Origin of the sequence: Shewanella basaltis (assembly GCF_023283885.1) — a bacterium.
In the GTDB taxonomy this organism is placed as follows: Bacteria; Pseudomonadota; Gammaproteobacteria; order Enterobacterales; family Shewanellaceae; genus Shewanella; species Shewanella basaltis.
This window is the reverse complement of sequence record NZ_JAKILA010000010.1, coordinates 123057-146100: the sequence shown is the minus strand read 5'-3', so window position 1 is coordinate 146100 and position 23044 is coordinate 123057. Positions and strand designations below refer to the sequence as shown.

The 23044-nt window shown below is 44.0% G+C and carries 16 protein-coding genes; 8 read left to right on the top strand and 8 right to left on the bottom strand.

What is annotated here, in order from left to right; genetic code table 11:
• Positions 1–240 precede the first annotated feature (240 nt).
• Together groL and L2703_RS09445 are read right to left on the bottom strand one after the other, a co-directional pair.
• A complete protein-coding gene (groL, locus tag L2703_RS09450; protein ID WP_248970850.1) occupies positions 241–1881 on the bottom strand; it encodes a chaperonin GroEL in 1641 nt (546 codons plus the stop codon).
• 57 nt (positions 1882–1938) lie between these two features.
• On the bottom strand, positions 1939–2229 hold the full coding sequence (locus L2703_RS09445) for a co-chaperone GroES (protein WP_124015245.1): 291 nt from the start codon (positions 2227–2229) through the stop codon (positions 1939–1941).
• A gap of 214 nt (positions 2230–2443) precedes the next feature.
• Here L2703_RS09445 and L2703_RS09440 point away from each other — a divergent pair, with 214 nt between their 5' ends.
• Positions 2444–3910: an MATE family efflux transporter gene (locus tag L2703_RS09440; RefSeq protein ID WP_248970849.1), complete on the top strand. Its 1467-nt coding sequence runs from the start codon at positions 2444–2446 to the stop codon at positions 3908–3910.
• A 94-nt stretch (positions 3911–4004) separates the two neighbouring features.
• Positions 4005–4370, top strand: a complete 366-nt coding sequence (locus L2703_RS09435; RefSeq protein ID WP_248970848.1) for a hypothetical protein — start codon at positions 4005–4007, stop codon at positions 4368–4370.
• Positions 4371–4406: 36 nt separating this feature from the next.
• Here the strand turns inward: L2703_RS09435 and L2703_RS09430 are convergent, their stop codons facing one another.
• The gene (locus L2703_RS09430) at positions 4407–4991 is read right to left on the bottom strand and encodes an FxsA family protein (protein ID WP_248970847.1); all 585 of its coding nucleotides are present in this window, start codon (positions 4989–4991) and stop codon (positions 4407–4409) included.
• A gap of 201 nt (positions 4992–5192) precedes the next feature.
• Between L2703_RS09430 and cutA the strand changes: the two genes are divergently transcribed.
• From cutA to L2703_RS09400, 6 genes are all read left to right on the top strand, one after another.
• On the top strand, positions 5193–5519 hold the full coding sequence (cutA, locus tag L2703_RS09425) for a divalent-cation tolerance protein CutA (RefSeq protein WP_248970846.1): 327 nt from the start codon (positions 5193–5195) through the stop codon (positions 5517–5519).
• A complete protein-coding gene (locus tag L2703_RS09420) occupies positions 5516–7360 on the top strand; it encodes a protein-disulfide reductase DsbD (RefSeq protein ID WP_248970845.1) in 1845 nt (614 codons plus the stop codon). The genes cutA and L2703_RS09420 overlap by 4 nt, the downstream gene beginning before the upstream one ends.
• A 155-nt stretch (positions 7361–7515) precedes the next feature.
• Entirely contained in the window at positions 7516–9180 is a 1665-nt protein-coding gene (locus L2703_RS09415; protein WP_248970844.1) for a cation:proton antiporter family protein, read from the top strand.
• A 163-nt stretch (positions 9181–9343) separates the two neighbouring features.
• Positions 9344–10486 carry a galactokinase gene (gene galK, locus L2703_RS09410; RefSeq protein ID WP_248970843.1) on the top strand — a complete coding sequence of 381 codons (1143 nt, stop codon included), beginning with the start codon at positions 9344–9346 and terminating at the stop codon, positions 10484–10486.
• Between the two features lie 26 nt (positions 10487–10512).
• Positions 10513–11553 (top strand): aldose epimerase family protein, encoded by a 1041-nt coding sequence (locus L2703_RS09405; protein ID WP_248970842.1) that lies wholly within the window; start codon positions 10513–10515, stop codon positions 11551–11553.
• The gene (locus tag L2703_RS09400) at positions 11543–11956 is read left to right on the top strand and encodes a DUF2391 family protein (RefSeq protein ID WP_248970841.1); all 414 of its coding nucleotides are present in this window, start codon (positions 11543–11545) and stop codon (positions 11954–11956) included. The genes L2703_RS09405 and L2703_RS09400 overlap by 11 nt, the downstream gene beginning before the upstream one ends.
• A 401-nt stretch (positions 11957–12357) precedes the next feature.
• On the opposite strand, the gene L2703_RS09395 is transcribed toward L2703_RS09400, so the two are convergent.
• From L2703_RS09395 to L2703_RS09375, 5 genes are all read right to left on the bottom strand, one after another.
• The gene (locus L2703_RS09395; RefSeq protein WP_248970840.1) at positions 12358–12801 is read right to left on the bottom strand and encodes a hypothetical protein; all 444 of its coding nucleotides are present in this window, start codon (positions 12799–12801) and stop codon (positions 12358–12360) included.
• Between the two features lie 472 nt (positions 12802–13273).
• On the bottom strand, positions 13274–14278 hold the full coding sequence (locus L2703_RS09390) for an NAD(P)H-quinone oxidoreductase (RefSeq protein ID WP_248970839.1): 1005 nt from the start codon (positions 14276–14278) through the stop codon (positions 13274–13276).
• Between the two features lie 380 nt (positions 14279–14658).
• A complete protein-coding gene (locus L2703_RS09385; RefSeq protein WP_248970838.1) occupies positions 14659–17640 on the bottom strand; it encodes a VCBS domain-containing protein in 2982 nt (993 codons plus the stop codon).
• Positions 17641–17763: 123 nt separating this feature from the next.
• A complete protein-coding gene (locus tag L2703_RS09380) occupies positions 17764–20724 on the bottom strand; it encodes a TonB-dependent receptor (protein WP_428848654.1) in 2961 nt (986 codons plus the stop codon).
• A gap of 409 nt (positions 20725–21133) precedes the next feature.
• Positions 21134–22183 carry a polysaccharide lyase family 7 protein gene (locus L2703_RS09375; RefSeq protein ID WP_248970836.1) on the bottom strand — a complete coding sequence of 350 codons (1050 nt, stop codon included), beginning with the start codon at positions 22181–22183 and terminating at the stop codon, positions 21134–21136.
• Positions 22184–23044 lie beyond the last annotated feature (861 nt).

The following is a 23044-nucleotide window of genomic DNA, read 5'->3' as shown; positions in this document are numbered from 1 at the left end:
ACCGATTTAGACCAGGTAGAGTATTTTTCGCAGAATAAAACGTTTAGTACAAGGCGCTTTACCACGACGTTTAGTTCTTCATAAACGAGTGGTAAAGCAACGCCGTAATCACCGATTTAGACCAGGTAGAGTATTTTTCGCAGAATAAAACGTTTAGTACAAGGCGCTTTACCACGACGTTTAGTTCTTCATAAACGAGTGGTAAAGCAACGCCGTAATCAACGTTTTAAGCCAGAAAAATTACATCATGCCGCCCATTCCGCCCATACCACCGCCCATTCCGCCCATGTCTGGCGCAGAGTCTTGTGGAATTTCAGAAACCATTGCTTCTGTGGTGATCATTAGGCCAGCAATTGACGCTGCAAACTGTAGTGCGCTACGTGTCACTTTAGTTGGGTCAAGAATACCCATTTCTAACATGTCACCGTAGGTGTCGTTACCCGCGTTGTAACCGTAGTTACCTTCACCATTTTTAACGGTGTTAGCTACTACTGACGCTTCTTGGCCAGCATTGGTTGCGATTTGACGTAATGGCGCTTCCATCGCACGTAGGGCAATCACCACACCGTGTTTTTGGTCTTCGTTAATCACTTCTAAATCTTTAATTTTACTTGCTACGCGAACAAGGGCTACACCACCACCGGCTACCACACCTTCTTCAACCGCTGCGCGAGTTGCGTGTAATGCATCTTCTACGCGGGCTTTTTTCTCTTTCATTTCAACTTCAGTTGCTGCGCCAACTTTAATAACTGCAACACCGCCAGCTAGTTTAGCCATACGCTCTTGTAGCTTTTCTTTGTCGTAGTCTGATGTTGACTCTTCAACTTGTTGCTTGATTTGCGAAACGCGAGCTGAAATTTGTGCTTGGTCGCCGTTACCATCGATGATGGTGGTGTTATCTTTAGTGATGATAACGCGCTTAGCCGTACCTAAATCTTCTAGGGTTGCTTTTTCAAGCTCTAGGCCGATTTCTTCAGCGATAACCGTACCGCCAGTTAAAATTGCCACGTCTTGTAGCATAGCTTTACGACGGTCACCAAAGCCAGGCGCTTTAACCGCTGCCACTTTAACAATGCCACGCATGTTGTTTACAACAAGAGTTGCTAACGCTTCGCCTTCTACGTCTTCTGCAACGATAAGCAATGGCTTACCTGTTTTTGCTAGACCTTCAAGGATTGGTAGTAATTCACGAATGTTAGAGACTTTTTTGTCGACTAACAAAATGAATGGACTGTCTAACTCAACGCTGCCAGTTTCTGGCTTGTTGATGAAGTATGGTGATAAGTAACCACGGTCAAACTGCATACCTTCAACAACGTCTAGTTCGTTTTCAAGCGCTTGGCCTTCTTCAACGGTGATAACGCCTTCTTTACCTACTTTTTCCATTGCTGTTGCAATGATTTCGCCAATTGACTCATCAGAGTTAGCAGAAATAGTACCTACTTGAGCAATGGCTTTGGTGTCGGCACAATCTTGAGACAGTAATTTAAGCTCAGCCACTGCAGCGATAACCGCTTTGTCGATACCGCGCTTAAGATCCATTGGGTTCATGCCAGCAGCTACTGCTTTTAGGCCTTCAACAACAATAGCTTGTGCTAATACTGTTGCGGTTGTGGTACCGTCACCTGCTGCATCGTTGGCTTTAGAAGCAACTTCTTTCACCATTTGTGCGCCCATGTTTTCGAACTTATCTTCTAGTTCGATTTCTTTGGCGACTGATACACCGTCTTTGGTGATAAGTGGTGAACCAAAGCTTTTATCTAATACAACGTTACGACCTTTTGGGCCTAAGGTAACTTTTACTGCATTGGCTAGAATATTCACACCGGTAAGCATTTTTACGCGTGCATCATTACCAAATAATACTTCTTTTGCTGCCATTTTTTGATGTTCCTTTAAATTTAATGATTAATTGGAAAGTCGATTGATGGGTGAGGCTTAGCCTACTACCGCCATCAGGTCAGCTTCTGACAGGATTAAGACTTCTTCACCGTCAATTTTTTCTTTCTTCACGCCATAACCTTCGTTAAAGATCACAACGTCGCCCACTTTTACGTCAAGTGGTGTAACTGTGCCGTTTTCTGAAATACGACCATTGCCTACGGCAAGAATTTCACCGCGAGTTGATTTTTCTGCTGCGCTGCCTGTAAGCACGATACCGCCTGCAGATTTAGATTCAACTTCTAAACGTTTAACGATAACGCGGTCATGTAATGGACGAATATTCATCTATGAACTCTCCTAATGATTTGATGCCCAAAAAACGAGGCTGTTGACTAACAAATAAGGGTTTTCCCCTCGATGCATGTGATATGGGGGTGATTGATCACAGATCCAAGGGGCGATTTAAAAAAAACTACACTTTTTTTAAGTCTGTTTTATTAAAGCGCCGCTAATCCTGATAGAATTCGACACCTTTAAAAACCCAAACCCTAGAGAATAGATGAAAGACAGACACGGGTTGCTCAGCGCACCTATTAGTCGTGTGCTGCTTAATATGACCTTGCCAAACCTGATTGGAATTATGACCATTCTGGGCGGCAGTCTGGTAGACATCTTTTTTATCAGTCAGTTGGGCACAGAAGCCTTAGCGGCAGTCAGCTTTACCTTTCCGGTCACATTAGCCGTGTCCAGTATTGGTATTGGAATTGGTGCTGGGGTATCAACTAACCTTGGGCGCTTAATCGGTTCGGGCCACGCCCCCGAAGCAAAGGTATTTTTATTTGACGCCTTGTGTATGACCCTATTAATAATCTGGGGGTTATCGATATTAGGTTGCGTGTTTATTGAGCCTATTTTTAGTTTACTGGGAGCAAACGCTGCCAGTTTGCCCTTAATTAATGATTATATGTGGTACTGGTATTTAGGCGCCCCTGCCTTAGTGCTACTGATGGTTGGTAATCAAGCGCTGCGAGCCACTGGCGATACCCGATCACCGGCTAAAATCATGATGCTGGCCGCGGTGGTAAATTTGATTCTCGACCCGCTACTCATTTTTGGCATAGGCCCATTTCCACGCTTAGAAATACAAGGTGCCGCCATTGCAACCACACTGTCATGGCTTGTGGCAATGTCGCTGGCGGGATATTTAATTGTGATTAAGCGTAGGTTGGTTGAGTTTGCCAACGTTGATTTTGGGCGATTTATTTTACACTGGAAAGCGCTTGCCCACATTGCTCGCCCAGCTGCATTAATGAATGTCATCAACCCTATTGCTAATGGCATTATTATGGCCATGCTGGCCAGAATTGATCATGCTGGCGTGGCCGCTTTTGGGGCGGGTATTCGCCTTGAGTCAGTGCTGTTAATCGTGGTGATGGCCTTGTCGTCAAGCTTAATGCCTTTTATTGCGCAAAACTTGGGGGCAAACCAACCTGCCCGCGCCAAAAAAGCCTTATTGATGTCATTACAATTTGTGTTTGTGTTTCAAACCTTGTTGTTTATTCCGTTGTATTTTAATGCGACAGCCATAGCCCATCTGTTTACTAACGACCCGCTGGTTATTGATTGGCTCAGTTTTTATGTGATGATATTACCCGCAGCTTATGGCCCACTTGGCATTGTGATTATTTTTGCAACCAGCTTAAATGCCTACCACAGACCATTAAGCTCTTTAGTCATCAACCTGTGCCGATTAATGCTGTTAATGCTGCCATTTGCGGCATTAGGCGCATATATTGGTGGCGTAAAGGGCGTATTTTTAGCGTTGCCAATCACAAATACGTTAATGGGCATTGCGTGTTATTACCTTGCAACTCAAATTAGCGAACCGGCTAACATTAAGCACACAGTGCCATATACAGATAGGCCTCAGGATGACTCAGTTTGTGACAGTGTGGCTGGCAGCAACTCAAGTTTATCGGCCACCGCTACACGTGCTGACGCCTCGATTAATCGCCTGGCAGATTAATTTCACATTAACCTTAGTGACAAGCTCTTGCCTTTGGCTAACATCGATGACTTAATAAGATTCATCGTGACTTTTTAGCTCAGCCCAATACGTTATGAAAAAATCCATTTATGCCGCGTTATTATCGGCCATTATCTGCCCTGGAAGCGGCCAACTTTGGCTTGGTAAAAAATGGCTTGGTTGGGGGTTTATTAGCATCAGTTTGCTCTGTGTTATGGTGTTTATGAACCACATCATTACCCGAGCACAAGTGATTGCCGAACAGATTTTGGCAGGTAATGTTGCTAACGATTTAAGCTCCATTTACACCGAAGTCTCTAAAGTCGCACTAAACGCACAATCGCAAGAGTTATCGCAACTCACATGGCTTTTTATCGCCAATTGGGCGCTCAGTATCGCTACTGCATTTTGGCTTGGGGCTAAACAAGATAAACAATTAAGCACAAAAAAAGCCGACTAAATCAGGTTTAGGCGGCTTTTTAGCGATGATGAAAGGCTACTTTTGGTCGTCTTTAGGGTCGAGCGGCTCAACGTCAATAATGTCATTGTCGCTTTTGTTTTGCTCTATGTGATGGCTTCGACTCTGCTCGTCTTTACGTTCAAAATCACCATCAAATGTATTACCATTTTGCTCAAATGGGTTTTGCCCACCAAAAGGGCCTGACTGACCAAATGGGCCTTGTCCTGGGCCAAAACCGGCTTTAAATCCACCATGAGTCACCATGCGCAGTTGCATACGCTTGTATAAAAATTTGGCAATGGGGGCACGGGTAAAAGGGGTTAATAATATTAAGCCAATAAAGTCAGTCACAAAACCTGGGATAAGTAATAATACACCTGCAGCAGCCAGCATCATGCCTTCGACAATTTCTTGCCCAGGTGCCTCGCCTCTTGCCAGTTTTTGCTGAACTGTCATTAATGTACTTAACCCTTGGCTGCGCACTAACGACACCCCGACTACTGCGGTAAATAACACTAGGCCAACCGTAGTCCAAGAGCCAATAGCGCTAGCGACTTCAATCAGTACGTTAAGCTCTACTACCGGAATAAGTACAAATATTAACAACAAAATAAAAAACATATTGGCCTCTAATCATCGCTTTTTGTTAAAGTGGCGACGTAAAAATATTATGCCGATGAAACTTAAGTGGGGGTTATCGGGTCTGTTTTCAAGACTGGTCACGAATATCATCGCTGTTTAGTGAAAATTTAGCTAAATAAGCGTAATGTGATGACGCTTTTAGTATAACGCCTTTAACTTAAGTAAACTTTAAGATTGTATATGTATAAACCCAAGCAACTCGTTATTTTAACCACCTGCCCAGATGCAGAAACCGCAAAAATGATTGCCAATGCGCTCGTTGCAAAACAATTGGCTGCTTGTGTTCAAATCGGTCAGGTCGTTGAGTCAGTTTATCGGTGGAATAATGACATTTGCCAGTCGCAAGAAGTCCCTTTGCACATAAAATGTACGGCTAAACAATATAAGGCTATTGAGCAGCTTGTGATCCAAATGCATCCCTATGAAGTACCAGAATTCATCGCCATGCCAATCACTAATGGTTTTGGCCCTTATTTACAATGGATAGAAGACAACTCACTATCATGAAAAAAATCGTCACGCTTTGCCTCACATCCTTGTTATTGATGTCATCAATTTTACTTGCGCCTACTGCACAAAGTGCCAATGCTTCAAGTAACACGTTTAGTTTCTTAAATAACGAACCTAAGCTAATGCCAGTTAATGAGGCATTTGCATTCGATTACCAACAACAAGGTAATCAGCTTAAGATCAGTTTTGTGATTGCCGATGGTTACTATTTATATCGCGATAAATTGCAGTTTTCGGCTGAGGGTGCCGTGATAGGCGATATTGAGCTACCTCGCGGCAAAAACCATAACGATGAATACTTTGGCGATCAAGAAGTGTATTACTCGTTTGTCGAAATCCCTGTCGGCATAAAACAAGCAAACGCAGATGCCGTGATTCATGTGACCTTTATGGGATGTGCGGAAGGCACACTGTGTTATCCGCCTACCAAAAATGAAGTCAAACTTAACGCTGTTGCCGAAAATGACGGCACAGTGACTGCAAAAAAAGTCATTGGTGCACCCGATGAAGCAACAACCAAGGCAGCAGCGCCGATCACCCAACAAGATAGCCTTAACCAGATGTTGCAAAACGACAGCCTGCTATGGACGTTACTGATCTTTTTTGGTTTAGGGATTGGTTTAGCGTTAACGCCTTGTGTGTTCCCTATGTATCCAATTTTGTCGGGTATTATTGTTGGGCAGGGTAAAAAACTGTCTACAGGCAAAGCTTTCACCTTATCAATGGCTTACGTACAAGGTATGGCCATTACTTATTCGTTATTAGGTTTAGTGGTAGCCTCAGCTGGGCTTAAGTTTCAAGCGGCGCTACAACACCCTGCCATTTTGATTTTCTTGGCGGTCATGTTTGTGCTGTTAAGTTTGTCGATGTTTGGCATGTACGATTTAAAGCTGCCATCTAAATGGCAAGAAAAAATGAACGCCATGTCGAACAACCAAAAAGGTGGCAACCTGATTGGCGTGTTTTTAATGGGCGTTATCTCGGGTTTAGTTGCGTCACCTTGTACTACTGCACCGCTTTCTGGTGCATTGATTTATGTGGCGCAGTCTGGCGATTTAATTCAAGGCTTTTTAGCCCTGTATGTATTAAGCATGGGGATGGGAGTGCCACTGCTGATTATTGGTACTTCTGGCGGTAAAATTCTGCCACGTGCCGGTGCCTGGATGGATATCATTAAAACCATATTCGGTTTCTTACTGATTTCGGTATCAATTGTGATGATTGGCCGTATCTGGCCTGGCCTAGTGTCTGATTTATTATGGTCAATTTGGGGCGTTGCATTAGCAGGATACCTAATGCACCAAAATAAACTCACTGAGTTTAACTGGAAACAAACGACCCGCGGTGTGCTGCTATTACTGACATTATTAGCCAGTTTCTCTTATGGTTTCCAGGCGCTAATGGCAGGCTTTGGTCATGATACGCCAAGCATTACTCAGGCGGGGGTTGAGGGCAAAAGCAACGCCGAAAAAAATCACTTTATTCGCATTAAGTCGCTGACCGATTTAGACGTAGAGTTAGACAAAGCAAGTATTAGTGGTAAAACTGTGATGCTAGATTTATACGCCGACTGGTGTGTGGCCTGTAAAGAGTTTGAAGCGATAACCTTTAAAAATAAAGATGTCGCTATGCGCATGGACCAAATGGTATTACTGCAAGCCGACGTGACCGCCAGTGATGATATTGATATTGAATTACTTGAGCATTACGGTGTGTTGGGATTACCGACTTTGTTGATGTTCAATCAAGATGGTGAGCAACGTGAAGATTTACGTGTAACGGGTTTTATGGGTCCAAAAGAATTTGCGGCTCACCTGGATCTGCTATTAGCAAAGTAGTTTTTTAAAATAGCGAAATAGATTTTAAAAACTAATTAAAAACAGCATCTTTTGTTACTAAAGATGCTGTTTTTTGCATTTTAGCCATTAAAGTCATCGAAAGTTCAACTTTTTCTTATACAATGAGGTTTTGTATTCTTCATCCAAGGAGTGTTATGGAACCTGCTATTCTTATTATCACCTTATTGTGTGGCATGCTGGTAAGTCGAGTTGGTTTACCGCCGCTTATTGGTTATCTTGTCGCGGGCTTCGTGTTATTCACCTTTGGTATTGAAGACAGCAGCTTACCTATTTTGCAGCAATTAGCTGATTTAGGCGTCACCTTATTGCTATTTTCTATTGGCCTTAAGCTTGATATAAAAAGTTTGTTTAAAGCTGAAGTGTGGGCGGGGTCAAGCTTGCATTTAATAGGCTCTATTTTGTTTTTTGTGCCAATCCTTAAATTATTAGGTTTTTTAGGCATAGAGCAACTCAACGACTTTTCTATTAATCAACTGATGTTAGTGTCGTTTGCATTGAGCTTTTCAAGTACGGTATTTGCGGTAAAAGTGCTAGAAGACAGCGGTGATATGCAGTCGCTATACGGCCGTGTCGCTATTGGTATTTTGATTATGCAAGACATCTTCGCGGTCATCTTTTTAACCATCTCTAAAGGTAATATCCCGTCAGTTTGGGCCTTTGGTCTGTTGTTATTACCACTTGTTCGCCCGCTCATTTACAAAATATTTGACCGGGTTGGCCATGGTGAAATGCTGGTGCTATTTGGCTTAGTGATGGCACTTGTCGTGGGAGCATGGTTGTTTGAGGCTGTTGGCCTAAAACCGGACTTAGGTGCACTTATTATCGGTATTTTATTGGCCGGGCATGCAAAATCATCTGAACTAGCTAAATCAATTTACTTCTTTAAAGAGCTCTTTTTAGTCGCCTTTTTCTTAACCATTGGTTTAAATGGTCTACCTACCCTAGCCGATATTGGCCTAGCAGCCATTTTAGTTGCCCTAGTACCAGTTAAAATTATGATGTTTTTATATCTGCTTACTCGCTTTAAGTTGCGTTCGCGCACCTCATTATTAGCGTCTTTTAACTTAGGTAACTACAGTGAGTTTGGTTTAATTGTTGCCGCCGTTGCCGCATACAAGGGATGGTTACCCGCTGAATGGTTAATTATTATTGCCGTGGCCTTGAGCATTAGCTTTTTATTTGCTGCACCGCTTAATAATGGTGTCAGTAAGATATATCAACGTTATCAATCTTGGCTCAGCAAACTTGAACGTCATCCACTACACCCTGAAGACAGACAAATTCGTATTGGTAATCCGCGATTTTTAATTTTGGGTATGGGCCGAATAGGCTCTGGTGCTTACGATGAATTGCGCGCTAAATACACTGGTGAAATTTTAGGGATTGAACACAAGCAAGAATTGGTGGACTTTCACCGCAGCGAAGGCCGCAACGTTGTACAAGGTGATGCAAGCGATACCGACTTTTGGGAAAAACTAGAGCGTGCGCCGCACCTTGAGCTAGTACTGTTAGCCATGCCACATCACGCTGGTAACTTGTTTGCGGTAGAGCAACTGCAAAAGCTAAACTACGAAGGGAAAATCAGCGCGATTGTTCAATACGCTGAAGATGGTGAGTCCCTTAAAGAATCTGGTGTGCACACTGTGTACAACTTATATGAAGCTGCCGGGGCGGGTTTTGTAGACCATGTCATCCATGAACTTTTGGATTCGCCCCCCGAAATTGTCCCTGAATTTGCCAATGCGACACCAGCAGATGAACAGACAATTGATGTACAGCAAGCTAAATCGACCTCGTAGGGTCCATTACCATCTACACAACGCCGACAAATTTATGTCGGCGTTTTGTTTAGCACACAGTATTTTCAATTTTAGTTCAGATAAGAAAATCTCAGTTACAGACACAGCAAAGTCATGCTATAACTCAAGGGTTCTTGTCACTCTTTGTTGGATTTTTTGAAGTATGTCAAACCCTGCTCAACGCGCAACTAAATTATTTGTTCAAACATTTGGTACCAAGCCTGACGAGTTATATCAAGCACCAGGCCGAGTGAACATTATGGGTGAACATACTGATTATAATGAAGGGCTTGCGCTACCAGCGGCAATCAATTTTAAAACGGTCATTGCCGTTAAACATCGCGACGACAATTTATTCCGGGCGGTGAGCACTGCGTTTCCGGGTAAAATTGAGCAATGGCGTTTTGGTGAAGAAGGCACTATTGCTGCTGGCGATGATTGGACACATTACTTAAAATGCGTCACCGCAGCCATGAATCAGTCTGGCCTGCTGGCTAAAGGGCTAGACTTAGCCATTGTAGGCGATGTACCACTTGGTGCAGGATTATCTTCGTCTGCGGCGCTAGAAGTTGCCTTTGGCACAGCAATTAGCTATGCCAGCCAATTGCATTTATCGCCATTGGCTATTGCCCAATTAGCTCAGCGCGGCGAAAGCCAATTTATGTGCCTGGACTGCGGCATGATGGATCAGATGATCAGCGCCATGGCTGAACCTGACCACGCCTTACTGATTGACTGTTTAGAACTTGAGAGCGAAGCTGTATTACTACCAGAAGAGCTCAGCATGATTATTATTGACCTCAAGCAGGGGCGACAAGCATTTATACAGCAATTTGAACAGCGTAAAAAAGAGTGTAGCCATATCACACAATTGCTTGGACTAGATTCGTTACGTGACTGCTCATTGAGTTTATTAACCCAAAGCCAAGACTTACTCACTGAAGAACAATTTCGCCGCGCACGTCATATCATCACTGAAAATCAACGCACAAGTAATGCCGCCCGTGCATTACAGCAAAATAATATTGCACGTTTTAGTCAATTAATGGCTCAGTCACAAGCGTCCATGCGTGATGACTTTGAGATCATCACCGCAGAAATAGATACTTTAGTACACATGATTGCCACACTGATTGGCGAACGAGGCGGTGTGCGCATGAGCGATGGCTGCGTTCTGGCTTTAATTAACCATGATCTAAGCGACGATGTAATTAATTTGGTTGAAAATCAATTTTTTAAACAAACTGGTATTGAAGCAACTATTCACTTATGTTCGGCCAGTGGCGGTGCAGGACGCATCCGCTAAACAAATCACAAAAGAGAGAGGCGTAAATGGTACGTTTTAGTGTGCTTGAACCTTGGCAAGATCCTCGTGGTGGAGAGATTGAGCGGGTTAGAATTGATAATGGCATCATCGCACTTGAAGTATTGAGTCTAGGCGGCATTATTCGATCATTATGGACACCTGATCGCAATGGCGAACGTAAAAACATTGTCTTAGGTTGCGACAGCGCTGAAGACTATTTAACCCAGCAGGTGCATTTAGGTGCCATTGCAGGCCGCTACAGTAACCGTATAGCGAATGGCAAAATGGCATACAAGGGGCAAGAATATTCCCTAAGTGTGAACCAAGCCACTAACTGTTTACATGGTGGCGTTGAAGGTTTTAACCGCAAATTATGGCAATTAGGCACACTAACCGATGGCGTACGACTCACCCTAAAAAGCCCAGATGGCGACATGGGGTTTCCGGGTAATTGCACTGTGCAATTAGACTACCGCTTAGTGGGCAATAACCTTTACATAGAAATGCTCGCCAACACAGACAAAGCCTGCCCAATTAGCTTAACTCAACACAGTTACTTTAATTTAGACGGCAATCGCAGCAACACCAATGCTGAGCATACTTTACAAGTTGACGCTAAATCTTACCTCGCCATGAATGACGTGGGCATACCCATTTCACTTGAACCCACTTTAGGCAGCGATTTAGACATGGCTGTTGCGACCCCTCTATCAGTACAAACTCAACGCCAAGGATTAGCAGCAACCAATGGTTTTGACCACTGTTACGTATTAGATAACCCCAGTGCCGACTTACAGCGTTTTGGCTGTTTAGCCAGCCCAAACAGCGGACGCAGTATGACGGTATACACCAACCAACCCGGCGTTCAAGTTTATGGGGCTAACTTTTTACAAGGCACGATAGCGAAAAAACAACGGGTATTAGTCGATCATCAAGCGGTATGTATTGAGCCGCAAATGCTGCCAGACTCACCTAACCAGCCACATTTGCCTGGCGCTAGCGATGTATGGATTACGCCACAGAGCGTTTACCATCACATTACTCGTTATCAATTCGATGCCAAATAATCTGCCGTCAAAAGCCACTTTTAATGCCGAAGATATCGGCCAAATAGCAGTCGGGGCGTTTGCCCTGTCTGTGCCAATTGCTTTTTCAGAGGAGGCTTGGCGATTGTCGGCAAGTTTGCCTACGCTTAATTTAGTGCTTGTGGTGTTTTTGTCGTTGGCATTTATCACGCTGTTTGCTTACCAGAGTGTATTTCAGGGCAATATTATTAAACGCAGGCGAGCATTTTTGCTACGTGTTGTCGTTGCATATTTGCTGACATTACTGGTGGTGGGGATTGTGTTACTGGCGCTTAATAAGCTCCCTTTAATGACGGAGCCTATTTTAGCGTTAAAGCGGATTATTTTAATCGCCATGCCCGCATCGATGGGCGCGATTATTGTCGACAGCTTTGATAAAGAATAATCAAGCAAGGCATTATACCATTGCGCATTAATAAGTGACCACTCAGAATGCGTCCAGCGGTTTTTGATTAAGGCGTCGCTAGTAGTAATGGTTGTTCCCTTTCAAAGTAAAGCAAAAGCGGCTGGGGCATTCCTTTTTGGCGAGTTTTAAAAGGGCTTATAATGCGTTGCATGACTTCGAAAGAGAATCACTATTCATTCAGTCATTCGCCTTGTTTAAGCCCTTTTAAATTCTCGCTGAGAGATCACTTGCTAAAGCGGAATGGTATTAATATAAAAACATATAAAAACAAACGGCATAAAGAATTATCCTTCTTTATGCCGTTCTAATGTTTAAATGCCAACCTAATAAACCATGATTAGCCAACATGTTGTTTCAATAACAACACCTTAGCGACACGATTAATCGTCTAGGTTGTCACCCATTTCATCATAAGTATCGTCGTCATCACCGTCGTCGTCATCATCAAAATCAGGAATATCATCATCTGAATCTGCAATTTCATCTGGCTCAGCCACAGGTTTGGCTTTGCGAGGTGGCGCCGTGTCTGGCACTTTTGACAGGTCAATCCGTGATTGGTGCTTTAACATAAACTCAGCACGTGCAGCTTTCCAAGCATCCCCAAACTCAGCCATAGCGGCTTTTATTTGTTCGTCATCTAAGTCGTGTAAATTAACTTTAACGATGTCTTCTACAAATTCAACAATTGTATTTCGCACAGTGTGGAACATGTAGATGCGCCCTGGTGACGCCTGTGGTAGTTGATTATCATGAATAACGATAGCGTTACCTTTCGCTGTTCTTAATTCACCAACCCAAAGTTGTTTTTTTGCTGTGTTATACATATATGCTAACGCCCTTAAATCAACACATATACTAAAAATGATGCAGTGTTATGAGTAAAAATCAGCTCATTTTGCACCACGATTATCTGTTCTGTATTTACGTGGGTATTTAAACAGAATATTTCTGAGAATCAATGCCTAAAACGATGAATTTTTCCCGTAACGGTATAAAAAAGCCCTTCTGAGAACAAATTTTTCAATAAAAGCTTATATCATGACAAAAATTCATGGTTTTTCGTCAAGCCATTTACCCTGTTGAATTGTCTCACCTAAATCACTTTTGTGATCTCACATAGCATATCAGGTCGCAGAATGACGGCTGCCTCACTGCATGAGAGACTCATAATAGACATCGATAACAGGACAATAGCTTAAATAAATCAGCCTTCAAGTTTTTTATCTAAAAACTTTATCGGCATGGCATTATCTTTATTGAGCTTAACTTGACTCATGCTCTTAACAGGCCATCTCATTAGGCTAATAAATCTAGCACTATTTTGCCTTTATGCTTACCCGACTCCATTAATTCATGAGCCTGCACCACTTGCGAAAAGGGAAAGATACTGTCAATTGGGATATTGATGTCTCCACTATTGAGTAAGGGCCAAATCTGCTGTGCTAGGCCCTGGGCTATTTGTGCTTTGTTAGCGACACTTTGAGGGCGCAATGTTGAACCTGTCCACACAACACGCTTTGCCATAATACGAAATATGTCCACATTTGCTTGCGGGCCACGCTGCATCGCTACAGACACCATCCGCCCGTCGGTGGCAATGGCTTTAAGATTATCGTTAATAAAATCACCACCGGCAATGTCCATAATCACATTGACGCCAACGCCCTGAGTCGCCGCGAGAATCGGCTCCACAAATGGCTCCTCGTTGTAGTTAATTGCCATGCTAGCACCTTGCTCTAAACAGTATTGGCATTTTTCAGCACTGCCCGAGGTCGCAAACACCTTAGCCCCCAAACGACTGGCCATTTGAATAGCGGTTGTACCTATGCCACCCGAACCACCATGGATCAACACTGTTTCTCCAGCTTTAAGGCCTGCGCGAATAAATACGTTTCCCCACACCGTAAAAAAAGTTTCAGGCAGTGCCGCCGCTTGAACATAACTATAGCCCGTTGGAATGGGTAAACAATGTGCTGCGTATGTATTAACTAACTGGGCATAGCCACCACCTGGCACTAACGCACACACTTTATCGCCAACTTGCCACTGTGTTACCCCCTCGCCGATTGAAACTATTTCGCCCGCAACCTCTAACCCCATAATAGGACTGGCACCCACTGGCGGTGGATAAGCACCAGTTCGCTGTTTGATATCAGGGCCATTAACACCAGCGGCGTAAACGCTTATCGTCACCTGACCTTCTGCTGGCATAGCCAATGTAGACTGTGTCATGGTCATGACACTAGGCTCACCAGGTTGCTCAACAACCACATGGGTAAAGTCTCGGTTTAGTGTTGACATAATTTATACCATTTCCATTAATTATGTGACCAATCAGAGTCACTCAGATTGTTCAGTTTGAGGCGCATTGTTGAAATAATGGTTATTCCCTTCTAAGACAATGCAACAAAGAAATGAACGGTCTGAGTGTCTCCTGCAAGGCGGGTTTCTGTGCCTTCTATGCTGCTTAATAGCATTTTGACGTAGAACAACTATGTCTTCAATCCTATTACTTGCCTAGAAGGCACAGAATTCCCGCTGAATGACCAGATAATTAGTGGAATTGGTATTATATCCTGATTTGGGAGTAAGCTAAGATCGAGTAAAAGGCGGGATTACTCCCGCCTTCCTATTTACGATACAGCTTTAAGTGCTCTCACCCAAGCAGAGAATGAAAGGTGTTACTCTACCGCCACCACGACCTCATTGCTGGATGAGTTATAAAGTGACGCAGGATTGTCCGTATCCAGCGAGTCTCCTTCGGCATAAGATTCAAAGTCGTCTTCAAATACCGCATTATTTCCGGACTTATCCGAGTAAATAATTAAGTTATCAACCGTAAATTTACCCGTATCTGCTCGTACACCACTGTTGTCGCCAAACCTGAACGAAACATGCGTCACACCGCCGGTAGAGCTATTATCTGGGGTAAAGCCTTCTGCGACAAAACTCACGCCGTCCACTTCAACCGTCACCAATGGATTAACGTCTAAGTTACCATTTGGATATTCCCAAGTGATTACAATGTCCATAAAGGCATCTAGCAACACGTTGGCCGCTGAGGTATCGACAGTACTTGGACTGCGAACTTCAAAGCCATCATCTTTAATACGTAGATCTAAAATGGCACCATTATTATTGGTAGCAAAATTGAATAGTGTGATAAACGCATCACCATCACCCAAATCATCATCTAAACGCTTAACCGATGCGGTAACTCGACCTTGCGCCAGTGGGCCATCACTACCAAGGGCATAACGCAGCTCGCCGGTATCACTTGGATCGGTATCGATAATCACTGCGACCTTATTTGCGCCACCTGAGTCCCCGTTAATGGTAATTTCAAGTGTAGCCGTCGTTCCGTCGAGAGATTCGATAGTAATGGAATCGGTCTCACGCTCACCGCTTACCAGTGCCGCAATGATACTGTTGGTCGTATCAAGCAAATAGGTCCAAGAGCCGTCTTCTAGGATGGCAAAGTCGCCAAATGTGCTGCCAAACGAGGCTGGCACAATAAAGGCTTCACCTTCATCCGGGTCAACAACAGTAACGGTTCCGGTCAAGGCTGTAGTAACATTGCTTAGTATAGAGGCAGTTAAGTCAAAGAACGCGGCTGGTGTTGACTCGGTTGTGCCATCCCCAACATCAAATACCACCACCTCAGAATAGATGGCTAAGTTATAAGAACTGTTGTCACCATCTAGGGTGTCGCCCTCTGCGTAACTTTCGAAATCATCTGCGAATACGCTGGTTGTGCCCGCAACGTCAGAATAAACCTCAATATCATCTACATAAAAAGAACCAAAAGGAATAGTCCGATCATTGTCACCTAATCTAAATTGTACTGCTTTAACGCCATCGGCAAACCACTGTTCCAGATTAACGAAATCTGGATCAACTACCGCTGCAGTAGAGAACGAGCCACCACCAATCACTTCATCGTTTATAGTCAGGGTTAATTGCTCGGCAGCATCTAAATCCCAAGTGATTTCAACGTTGTAGAATTGCTCCTCAACAAAAGGGGCGGTAACCATCTCACCAGGATAAGCGGCGCTTTCTGTGTTTCTCACCAAGAAGCGGGGGGCAATGGGCATACCATCACTGCCCGTTTGCGACCCTTGGATACGCAAATCAATTAACGCCTCACTTGAGCTACCGGAAGAACCATACAGTGTAATGTAGGCATCTTTAACATTGCCATCGCTGCCTAAGGTTACATCTTTAGAAAACGACGCACTGAGTTTACCTTGACGTAAATTATTGACACTAAAACGAATTTCACCAGTGTCATTACCCGTATCCGAAATCTTCACTAACTGCGTTAACGCTGCTATGCGAATAACGATGCTGGCAGTGGTGCCGTCAACCGATGTAATCGTTGCCGTATCTTTAACAGAGCTACCAAGCTCGAGGTTTGCAACCGTTTCGTTATCAACGTCTACTGTGTATGACCAGTCACCTTGTGCACTGATACTGAAGGTACCATAGCTAAGAGGCTCGTTAGTTTGTGCCCCAATTTCATCTTCGCCAAAGTTTGGATCAATCACAATCACAGAACCCGTTAACGGTTCAATGGCCGTGTTTTGAATAGTGCCACTCAAGGTCCCTTCAATAATTGCAGCTACTGGGGTGTTGTTGTACCCAATCGCAGATCCAATAATATCAAGTAAAGAGAAATCAACATCATTGGCGATTACTGATACAGTTTGCAAATTCGTCTGGGCCGTCTCAAAGGCATCTAACAAGGTCTGTGAGAACTGCCCATCAGCTAAATCTGCCGCAATTTCAGCGATTAGCATAGCTATATTTTTGTCAACGTTGTCGGCGTCGAGTTGCGACAACAGCGCTAATACTAAACCATAACGGTCAGCATCTAGTGCGCCTGCAGCACCCAGTGGCACAACGCCAACCTCCGTCGGTACAACGGTTGTCGCATCAAAACGAATACCAAAACGAGCGTTTATGACTCGAGCCTGTTCAGTAAATGCGTTTAAATTTGATCCTGCCGCCTGTACTGCCATTTCTGTCAAAGGAGATACAACATAAGAGGAGGCAGGCGTGTCTGCAGTACCTTCCACCACATTAACAACTGCCCTTAGTAGAGGTGCATCACGCATTTCACCCGTTGATTCATCTTTATAGGTACCGCCTGAACACGAAATTAAGCCCGCCCCTTCAAAGTGCACATTCGTAAACATAACGACGCCCATACCATCTGAGCTAGCTAAGGCCTGTGCAGGTGTGCTCGCCACACCAGTATCAGTTATAGGAAATATTTCACAATTAGCGCCACCTATCGGACCTTTGACGATATTGGCGGTGACATCTAACGTTGGCATTACAATTGACGTCGATGCGCCGACACCTTCGGTAATGCCTTTCTCATCTGTATATCTGGCCGACACAGATAAAATTGAACCTTCATCCGCTTCAGTAATGGTGTATGAGGAACCGGTAGCCCCGGTTGACCAAGCATAAACCAAGGTGTCGTTTCGAATGCCGTCAGCATCACTCACCGATGCCGTGAGGGTGGTACCCGCAACTAACTCACCAGCCGTGATACTAATGCTCCCTCTGCTATTTCCTGCCTGTTCGTTTTTATCACCACCACAACCTATCAACCCGGTTGCCAAGATGATGGCAGTTAGAGACTGTTTAAACATGCTTTCTGCTCCTATTGGTTCAGTGCTTAGTAAGTTATTACTGACTGAACACAAATAATATAGGTAAATACGTGCGGGCTTTAGCCTTCACCCGCATCTTGATTCAGAACTCTAATGAGTCGCCTAGTACTTCAAGCTGATACCTGCAAAAAGTTGCGGACCATAATCGTTAACTTCACCCAGGTTGCCCTGCACAAAGTAGTCTTGTGATTTAGGTGCACTAAACAGGTTAATCGCTTCCACTTTTACCTTGAGATGTTTATTAATTTTGTATGATGCACGCGCCTCCCAGACACCGACTTCATCAACATAACGGAGTCGAGTTCCGTTGCTGGTATAGGGCTGGAAGTATTCACTGCGATACTTGTAGATAAGTGCGGTATCAAAATCGCCGATTTGGTAGTAGAGCTGACCGCTGAAAACATGTTGAGAAAAGCCAGGTACTGAACCCGGTGGCACAATACCCTCGGTTAACTGACGAGTGGTCCCATCTAAATCAGTAACAAAGGTATCTCCATATAAGCTATCTTCAAACTCAAAGTCTGTGTCGGCGTAGTTGTAGCCCAGCTTAATACCAATGCCAATGTCCCAGCGATAGGCCGCGGAGACCTCTAATCCATAAAGATCGCTTGAATCTTCCGTGGTAACCGAATTAGTAATCGGTAAGGTCACCGTCTGGCCATCAACAGTAAAGTCTTCCAGTACTGTCTGCTGTTGGAACCCACCCTGGAATTGTTTATAGTAGAGACTCAGTGCAAAGATCGAATCTTCGTTGGGATACCATTCTAATGCGACGTCATAATTCCATGACATCAGAGGCTTAAGATTTGGGTTACCGGAGCCATTAACGCCAACAAATAAATCTGCCAACGAGGTTGGCGCCACATCATCATCTGTTTGAAATGTACGGCTGTAACTCATATCACTAGGATTTGCCCGAGACATGCCTCGATAAATACCGGACCGCAGCAAAATGTCGTCACTGTAATCCACTACCAGGTTAAAGCTGGGGAGTATTTCGGTATAACCGCCGCCACCAGTAATGGACTCTAAAGAATCGCCGGTAACCAGGCTCAGCACCCCTAATTCATCTGTAACAACATCAAAACTGTTTCTGAAACCAATTGATTTTACGTCGGTATCAACCAATCGCACCCCAAAGTTACCGCGAACGTACTTACCCAGCATTTCAGTATCGTAGTTGGCCATGATATAGGCCGACATGGTTTTTTCAGTGACATCCTGAGTGCCGGTATTTTGATACTCAACTTCCGGATAGGCAAAATCCCCACCGACTGAATCCACCAGCGCTTGCGAAAAACAGACATTATCGTAAGTCGCCCATGATGAGCCCGTCCCACTGGAAACCACATTACCGCTACTGTCTATGTTGGTAATAAGATTACCATCAGATACTGAGGATAAAAAATTGGTTTCAGGGAAATCGATCTGACAATTAGTCAATACGTCTAATGCGGATATTGCACTTTCATCCAGCAATATTTCAGTGCGTGAACCACTCCCCTGGTTGCCACCAAACTGCACAAAGGACATTTCGGACGCTCTCACGCCAGCTTGCACACTGGTGAATACATTACCGTCTAACTCATACTTAAAGTCTAGGCGTGCAGAAACAATCTCATTTTCACGCACGCCTTCTCTGTCAAGACGTGTGCGTAAGCTGTCTGTGAAATTCGAGATGTCAGTCACATCAAAATCAGTGACGGTAATATTTGGGATGTACTCCCCCATATCCCACGTTAAAAAAGGACGTCCAGACGTTCTGCCCCGGTTAGAAATTTGCAATTCTTCACGTTTGGTTTGCGAGTAACCGAAATCGGCAGTAATCGTTAAGCGATCACTGAAAAAATGTTCCACATTAAGGCCAAACCCACGATAGTTTTCTTCACGGGAATACTGCTCGCCGGCAGATTCAAAACGCTCTTCGCCTTCCCAGTGAAGAATTCCCCCTACGTCATTGGTAATAAGATTTTGACCGGTTACACCTGGGGTAACGCGTTTTTGTAGAAAGAGTAAATCATGACGCGCTTCCTCCTGGGTACGATCCGACAATTGCGCGTCGAAGTTAATATCCCACACATCGGAAGGGCGATATTGTAAGGCAAGAAACACTGAGTCACGCTCATCGGACGTTTCGTTTTGTCGATAACTACTGCTACTGCCGGTCCAAGCGTAAGGCGTACCGTCACTTTGTGCTTTACCCGTCGCAGGGTCAATAGCCGTCTGATAGCCCTGATTGCTGCTACCACTCACCTGGTCTTCACAATCTCCGGCTGAACTTCTAAAAAAACCTTCATTGCTGTTGGTTGGATCGTTTAAGCATGCCCACAAAGAAGAGCCAGTAGGGCTTGAACTGCGGAATTCAGCTTCAGGTTGGCTGATATCCTGACGTTGCAAACCAAAAGAAACCCCTAAAGATTGATCATTGGCAAACTCAAATTGGTCAACAATACTGAATGTAGCACGACCGCCAAGGTCTCCTTGTAATGAGTTGTCAATATTGCCCTCATCAGGGTTATAGTTCAGTTTTACCTCCCCTTGAACTTGCTGTTTGCCGTAGTCTAGAGGTTTAAGCGTTTCTAAGGTGATGACGCCGGCAACACCACCTTCGATCATTGATGCGTCTTGAGTTTTATAAATAGCAACCTTTTGCATTAACTCCGACGGGAATTGAGAGAAGTTAACCGAGCGGTCACCACTTCCGTTCGTCGCTTCACGACCATTAATGTGCGTGGCGCTCAAGAAGGGACCTAAGCCCCGAATCGTAATTTCTGTCGCACCGCCATTCTCACGGTGAGAAGCCGCCCCCGTTATTGACTCTAAGGCTTCCCCAATGGAAAGTGCGGGCAAATCACCGATATCTTCCGCAGATAAACCATCAACAACAGTAGTTGATTCGCGTTTTATGGAAATTTGGTCTTGGATTGTTTTACGGGTGCCGACAACGCCAATCACTTCGATTTCAGCTTCAACGTTATCAGTTTCTTTTTTAGGTTCATTATTTATGTCTTGCGCACTGGCTGACAAAGCACAAAAATTGGCTAGAGAGGCAATAGCTGCCATTTTTACCAATCTCGCTACACGTGTAAGTCTGAATTGCCTCACTTGCGTGTCTGTATATCTCAAACTGTCGAATCTAGGCCCCATATCCTGTTCTCCATTATTATTTTATTCGGTTAGCGTAAACTATTACCTTTAAGTGATTATCTTCACCGTTCGAAATATAACCAACTAAAACCAATATGGCAACAAATTGTTAACCAATGATCAACAAGATGACTTACCAATTGAAGTGACCACTAGTGAAATGAGTGCCGTTTTTGGCCTGATAGGTGTGGGTGGGTTTTAAATAAAATAGGCACCGATTTTGGCCTAGCAACCATGGATGGCATTACAATGAATTAGGCGCAATTGGTTAACCAATTGCGCAATGGCTGATACAACTGCCTGAGAAGAAATTTAACTCAAGGTGCTAATCATGCTGATTATCAAGATGATAGAAAGTGGCTTGCACATAGTCTCGAGGATCGCCGCTGTTGTTTTGGTTATACACTCCCGCTTTAAAGTACATATATTGACTATTTCGGTGGTAACCACTTTGGCTCATATCCAGAGATTTAGTGATATTGGCTTTGCCAGGACGAATAATAGTGACAAACAGCACAGTGCTTTCCACTGTAATTTTATAGCTAAACTTCTCGTTTAAACCAATGCCATCTTCGGGATTGGCTAGGGTGTGGGAGCGCGAGCCGATGATATTAACCCAGACGTCATCACCGCCATTGATCTCGTGCGCAAAATAAATAGACCCCTTCTCATTATTAGGGAGTTTTCGGTAATAAAGACGAATGGGCTCATCGTCGGTTGCATGGATCTGGCCAATAATCACCCTACCGACTTGTTTCTCATCACCGGTTACCGACACCCTGTTAACGGCAACCGTTGCTTCGAGGCTGCCTTCAACAGCGCCCGCTTTACGCTTAACCGAACCGTGTGCTTGGCTAAATACCCAGTTATTCTTAGTAGCCCCTTGTGTCTTTATCTGAGTATTGCCGCGTCTGAGCATTTCGCGCAATTCCGTTCTGGCATATTTGGTATTGCTTGAGGTTTTAGCACCTTCATTAGGACAGGCAAACACCATGCCCCCATCCTCTGCGGTGTAAAACAACGGTTTGAGTTCAAAGCCATCAGCCAATGCGCGTTCGTAAACAATGTCTGCTTTTTTATCTTTGTTAAGATCAGTTGGCAGAGTCAAACTCCAATCCAGCAGATCAAAATTTTCACTGGGTTTTTTTGCCGGATCCAAATGCGCAACATTCCCAAGTAACACTCCTTGTGCTAATTGTTTATGGGCTAAAGGAATTATAATATTACTGTCACTCTCATCACTTGCATTGGCATAACTGACGAAAACGGCCAACAACATCAGGCACTGCGTCAACATACATTTTATGGTGTTCATTGTTGCTCCTCTTGCTCTACCAATACGATACTTGTTGGCATCTAAGGCATTGATTGTCATTACTGAACCTTGCTTGTTAAGTGCTTAAAGCAGGCACTAGTGATGGCCAGCCAATTACCCTGTTCAACCCACTGAGCAGGTGCAACCTAGGTTCCACCTACCGCAAACACATTGCTCAATGACAAATAGTCCTACATGTTTTACTGACTCATGCCACCGGTTGGGCAAAAACGAATCGATTGGAAAACCAAATAGTACTAGCAGCCAACGACTTGACCAAAGATAATAACTTAACCTCAGCTCTGGATAACAAACGCCTTTCAAGCAGTCCTTTGCCTTCCTCACTGCGTTGAATTAACTTGCAATAGGCTAGCTATTGACGCGTTAATTCGCCTTGTTAGCAAAACAAATCACAAGCTTGACAGTGGATTTTAGTCAATCTATTGATTTATATCGTTATCAATACATCTCTTATCCAGAGTTGAGGTTAACTTACCAATTGGACAGACAATGAAGCTATTTAATTGTTGCCAATTTGTCAACCAACACTTAACAAAATGGAGATAACTTGTTTCAATGCTTGAATACCATTGAGCGTGAGTAAGTGATTTCTTTGCAAGAATGTAAAGGGCTTAAACAAGGCGTATAACTGAATGAATAGTTGTTCTCTTTCGACGTCATACAGCGCATGTGTAAGCCCTTCTAGCACTCGCCACAAAGGAATGCACCAGCCGCTTTTGCTCTGCGTTCTCGCTATTTGAAAGGGGGACAACCATGACTGCATAGCGACGCCTTAATCAACAACCGCTGCACGCACTCACAGTGGTCACTTATTAATGCATAATGGTATAAGGTCAACACTGGTATGATTGAAAGGAATCTCAAATCACTACTCGATTAGCATTTAAAATATATATTTTC